The organism is Kytococcus sp. HMSC28H12 (assembly GCF_001816045.1).
Taxonomy (GTDB): Bacteria; Actinomycetota; Actinomycetes; order Actinomycetales; family Dermatophilaceae; genus Kytococcus; species Kytococcus schroeteri.
The window spans coordinates 1-4,966 of record NZ_KV824586.1 but is presented as its reverse complement, the minus strand read 5'-3'; the positions used below and the strand labels follow the sequence as shown (position 1 = coordinate 4,966).

At 73.3% G+C, this 4,966-nt stretch carries 4 protein-coding genes and 1 pseudogene; 4 read left to right on the top strand and 1 reads right to left on the bottom strand.

Annotated elements, in window-relative coordinates:
- The first annotated feature begins 150 nt into the window (after positions 1-150).
- Together ettA and HMPREF3099_RS09200 are read left to right on the top strand one after the other, a co-directional pair.
- On the top strand, positions 151-1,833 hold the full coding sequence (gene ettA, locus HMPREF3099_RS09205) for an energy-dependent translational throttle protein EttA (protein ID WP_070705680.1): 1,683 nt from the start codon (positions 151-153) through the stop codon (positions 1,831-1,833).
- Between the two features lie 51 nt (positions 1,834-1,884).
- Positions 1,885-2,883, top strand: a complete 999-nt coding sequence (locus tag HMPREF3099_RS09200; protein ID WP_070705679.1) for a pseudouridine synthase — start codon at positions 1,885-1,887, stop codon at positions 2,881-2,883.
- 3 nt (positions 2,884-2,886) lie between these two features.
- Here the strand turns inward: HMPREF3099_RS09200 and HMPREF3099_RS09195 are convergent, their stop codons facing one another.
- On the bottom strand, positions 2,887-3,771 hold the full coding sequence (locus HMPREF3099_RS09195) for an acyl-CoA thioesterase (RefSeq protein WP_070705682.1): 885 nt from the start codon (positions 3,769-3,771) through the stop codon (positions 2,887-2,889).
- Positions 3,772-3,926: 155 nt separating this feature from the next.
- Here HMPREF3099_RS09195 and HMPREF3099_RS09190 point away from each other — a divergent pair, with 155 nt between their 5' ends.
- The gene (locus HMPREF3099_RS09190; protein WP_083323670.1) at positions 3,927-4,481 is read left to right on the top strand and encodes an acyl-CoA thioesterase; all 555 of its coding nucleotides are present in this window, start codon (positions 3,927-3,929) and stop codon (positions 4,479-4,481) included.
- A pseudogene (locus HMPREF3099_RS09185) lies at positions 4,478-4,966 on the top strand (hypothetical protein); the annotation flags it as partial. The gene HMPREF3099_RS09190 and the pseudogene HMPREF3099_RS09185, both read left to right, overlap by 4 nt.

The following is a 4,966-nucleotide window of genomic DNA, read 5'->3' as shown; positions in this document are numbered from 1 at the left end:
GGATCAGGCCGGGGAGCGTGAGGCCGCCGCCGCGGGGGCCGCAGCCTGAGGGGCCGGTGCAGGGCGGGCCGGTGGGACCGGTCGGGGTGGCCGCGGGGGCGCCCCGACCGGGGTCCGTCCTCGGCCCGTCACGGCCTAGACTCACCTGCCATGGCGGAGTTCATCTACACCATGTCCAGGGCCCGCAAGGCCGTCGGCGACAAGGTCATCCTCGACGACGTGACCATGTCCTTCTACCCGGGCGCCAAGATCGGCGTCGTCGGCCCCAACGGTGCCGGCAAGTCGACCATCCTCAAGATCATGGCCGGGCTCGACCAGCCCTCCAACGGCGAGGCCCGGCTGACCCCCGGCTACACCGTCGGCATCCTGCTGCAGGAGCCGCCGCTGGACGAGTCCAAGACGGTCCGGCAGAACGTCGAGGAGGGCATGGGCCAGATCAAGGCCGATCTCGACCGCTACAACGAGATCTCCGCCGAGATGGCCGACCCGGACGCGGACTTCGACGCGCTCATGGAGGAGATGGGCAAGCTCCAGGAGAAGATCGACGCCGCCGACGCATGGGACCTCGACTCCCAGCTGGAGCAGGCCATGGACGCCCTGCGCTGCCCGCCGGCCGACGAGCCGGTGACCCACCTCTCCGGTGGTGAGCGCCGCCGCGTGGCCCTGTGCAAGCTGCTGCTCAGCAAGCCCGACCTGCTGCTGCTCGACGAGCCCACCAACCACCTCGACGCCGAGAGCGTGCAGTGGCTCGAGCAGCACCTGGCCGAGTACGAGGGCGCCGTCCTGGCCGTCACCCACGACCGCTACTTCCTCGACAACGTGGCCCAGTGGATCTGCGAGGTCGACCGCGGCCGCCTGTACCCCTACGAGGGCAACTACTCCACCTACCTGGAGAAGAAGCAGGAGCGCCTGGCCGTCCAGGGCAAGAAGGACGCCAAGCTCAAGAAGCGCCTCGCCGAGGAGCTCGAGTGGGTGCGCTCCAACGCCAAGGGCCGCCAGACCAAGTCCAAGTCGCGTCTGGCCCGCTACGAGGAGATGGCCGCGGAGGCCGAGAAGATGCGGACGCTGGACTTCGAGGAGATCCAGATCCCGCCGGGCCCGCGCCTGGGTTCCACCGTCATCGAGGTGGAGAACCTGTCCAAGGGCTTCGGGGACCGCACCCTCATCAAGGACCTCAGCTTCAGCCTGCCGCGCAACGGCATCGTGGGCGTCATCGGCCCCAACGGCGTGGGCAAGACCACGCTGTTCAAGACCATCGTGGGCTTCGAGGAGCCGGACTCCGGCACCGTGAAGGTCGGCGAGACGGTCAAGGTGAGCTATGTCGACCAGGGCCGCGAGAACATCGACCCGGAGAAGACCCTGTGGGAGGTCGTCTCCGACGGGCTCGACCACATCAAGGTCGGCCAGGTGGAGATCCCCAGCCGCGCGTACGTCTCGCAGTTCGGCTTCAAGGGCCCGGACCAGCAGAAGAAGGCCGGCGTGCTCTCCGGTGGTGAGCGCAACCGCCTCAACCTGGCCCTCACCCTCAAGGCCGGCGGCAACCTGCTGCTGCTCGACGAGCCCACCAACGACCTCGACGTCGAGACCCTGGGCTCGTTGGAGAACGCCCTGCTGGAGTTCCCCGGCTGCGCCGTGGTCATCAGCCACGACCGCTGGTTCCTGGACCGCGTGGCCACGCACATCCTCGCCTACGAGGGCACCGAGGAGGAGCCGGCCAACTGGTACTGGTTCGAGGGCAACTTCGAGTCCTACGAGAAGAACAAGGTCGACCGTCTGGGCGAGGAGGCCGCGCGTCCGCACCGCGTGACCCACCGTCGCCTCACGCGTGACTGAGTGAGCCGTTCCCGGCGCCGACGCCCATCCCCCCTGCCACCGCGGGAGGGGGTGGGCGTCGCCCGTGTCCGCATCCCGCCGGGTGGTCCGTGGGCCACGGTGGCCGAGGCGCTCGCGGAGGTGACAGGGCAGCCGGGGCTCGTGGCCGCCGGCATCGCGGCCGGGGAGGTGGTGGTCGACGACGGTGTGCCCGGCTCCCGGGGCCTGGTGGCCGACGAGACCACCGCGTACCTCCCCACCGGTCCCCGGCGCCGGGTGGCGTGGCTGTACCGCCCGCACCCCGTCGAGCCCGAGGTGCCCGGTGGGCTGCCGGTGCTGCAGCAGGACGAGCACTGGGTGGCCGTGGACAAGCCGCCCTTCCTGGCCACCATCCCGCGCGGGGTGCACGTGCAGCAGACCGTGGTGGCCCGGCTGCAGCAGACCCACCCCGATGCGGTGCCGGTGCACCGGCTGGACCGTCTCACCTCCGGGGTGCTGTTGTGCGCGCGGACGCCGGGGGCCCGGGCGCCCCTGCAGCAGCTGTTCGAGCGCCGTGAGGTGGCCAAGACCTACGAGGCGGTGGTGTCCCTGCCCTCCGACGAGGCCGCGGCCGGCGCGGGGGAGCGGCCCCCGTGGCCGGTGGCGCCGGGTACCGAGGGTCTGGGTCTCGCGCAACGTGTGGAGCGGGCCCTCGGCGTGCAGCGCCACCGCCTGGTGAAGCGGCGCGGCAGCCACCAGGTGGCCGTGGTGTCGGGCCCGCCCGACGCGGAGACCCGCATCGAGGCCGTGGAGGTGGACGAGGCCGCCGGGCGGGCGGCGCTGCGCCTCCACCCGCGCACCGGGCGCACCCACCAGCTGCGCGTCCAACTGGCGCACTTGGGCCTGCCCATCGTGGGCGACCCGCTCTACCCGGTGCAGACCGAGCAGGTGACGGGGGACTTCACGACCCCGCTGCAGCTGCTGGCCCGTGAACTGGCCTGGACCGACCCGTGGACGGGGGCCCGACGCACGGCGGCCTCGCCGCGGACGCTGCCGCTGCGAGGCCACCCGGAGGTCCCGGGGGAGGGCTGAGGCTCAGTCCTCCTTGATGCGCACCATGCCCTCCTGGGCCACCGAGGCCATGAGCGTGCCGTCGGCGTGGAACAGGCGCCCCACGCCGAGCCCGCGGCCGGACTGGGCCGAGGGGGAGGCCTGCGTGTACAGCATCCAGCCGTCCAGGCGCGGGCGGCGGTGGAACCACATCACGTGGTCGAGGCTGGCCGGGCGCAGGCGGCGGTCGGTCCACGGGATGCCGTGGCAGCGCAGCACGGGCTCCAGCAGCGTGTAGTCCGAGAGGTAGGCGCTCGCGGCGGCGTGGAGCAGCGGATCGGTGGGCAGCGCGCCGGTGAGGCGCACCCACACGCTCTGGTGGTCGGCGCGGGCGAAGTCCGGGCCGTAGAGCGGGCCGTCCACCCAGCGCATGTCCACCGGGCGGCCCCGGGTGAGGAAGGCCGCGCGCGGGTCGTCGACGCCGGCCAGCAGCTCGGCGATGGAGGGCAGCTCCTCGGGGGCGGGAACGTCCGGCATCGGCTCCTGGTGGTCCAGGCCGTCGGCCGGGTCCTGGAAGGACGTGGTCATGGAGAGCACCACCCGGTCGTCCTGGTAGGCGGCCACGCGGCGAGCGGAGAAGGAGCGGCCGTCGCGGAGGCGCTCCACCTCGAAGCGGATCTCCCGGGTGGAGTCGGCCGGGCGCAGGAAGTAGGCGTGCAGGGAGTGGATGCGGCGCTCGTCCAGGCCGTCCATGGTGCGGCCGGCGGCCATGACGCACTGCGCCAGCACCTGCCCGCCGAACGCGCGCCCCTGGGGCTGCGGCTGGCTCTGGCCGATGAAGGTGTTGGCCCCCAGGGCCTGCACGTCGAGCACCTCCAGCAGCTGCGCGAAGGGGTCCTCGGGCAGGTGCACGGTCTGGCGGTGGCCCATGCTCGACCCCATCGGGGCCGGCGGCTCGCTCCCGGTGGTGGGGGTGGACTCGTCTCGGGGCGGGGTGTTCTGGGACGTCACGGGGCCACTCAACCACGCCTCGCCGGCCCCACCCGGGCGCCGCGCTGTCGCGCCCGGGTGGAACGATGGCGCGCATGACCACCCACAGCAACGCCCCGGGACGCCCCACCGCGGGCAACCTCACCACGCACGCCTCCACCACCGCCGGCCCGCGCCCCTACCGCCTCAACGTGCCGCTGCGCTGGTCGGACATGGACGCCTACGGGCACGTCAACAACGTGACCTTCCTGCAGCTGCTGGAGGACGCCCGCGTGCAGGGCATGCACGAGTGGTTCGAGGGCTCCAGCCCGCTGTCCACGGGGCTGCTCGTGGCCTCGCACAAGGTGGAGTACCTGCGGCCGGTGGAGTTCCGGTACGCCCCGGTGGTGGTGGACATGTGGATCGGCAGCCTGTCCGGCGGCAGCTTCTCGGTGGAGTACGAGCTGAGCGAGCACCCGCTGGCCGGCGGGGAGGTGCCCGTGTCGCTCGACGCCCCGGTGCCCACGGACGCCGACCTGACGGTGGCGCTGCGGGCGAGCACCGCCATCGTCACCTACGACTTCGAGGCCGCCCGCCCGCGCCGCCTCACCGCCACCGAGCGCGAGGTGCTGGAACGCTTCGTGGCCGAGCCCGTGGCCTTCCGCCGATGACGGGCGGCGCGCCGGGCACGACGCCGGGCACCACGACCGGCGGGGGGCAGCCGGTGCTCACCCTGGCCGCCGACGACCTGGCGGACCTCGCCTCGTTCACCGCCCGCGCCAAGCACCTGGACGCCGCCGGCGCCATGCGGCTGCAGCTGCGCGACGGCGTGCTGGCCTCCTGGGTGTGCGTGGTGCCCGGGGCCGGTCTGCTGCAGGAGGGCACCGTGCTGGGCATGCGCGCCGTCCCGGCCGCCTGCCCGGTGGACGTGGACGTGGTGGTGCCGCTGGCTGCGGTGACCGATCGCCTGGCCGCCCGCTCGGCATCGACCACCACGCTGCCCGTGCCGCCGAGCGAGGTGGCCGCCCCGTGGGCCGCGGCCTCCCCGCCGATGACGGGCTGGGAGCCCGTGGTGCGCGTGGACACCGCGGACCTCGCCGAGCTCACGCGCACCGGGGTGCAGGAGGTGTCCGCCGGGGCGCCGGCGGGGTCGGGG

Bases quoted from the DNA above. Each gene is read 5' to 3' on its own strand.
- ettA (WP_070705680.1), top strand. From the start codon at position 151: ATGGCGGAGTTCATCTACACCATGTCCAGGGCCCGCAAGGCCGTCGGC.
- HMPREF3099_RS09195 (WP_070705682.1), bottom strand. From the start codon at position 3,771: ATGGGCCACCGCCAGACCGTGCACCTGCCCGAGGACCCCTTCGCGCAG.
- HMPREF3099_RS09190 (WP_083323670.1), top strand. From the start codon at position 3,927: ATGACCACCCACAGCAACGCCCCGGGACGCCCCACCGCGGGCAACCTC.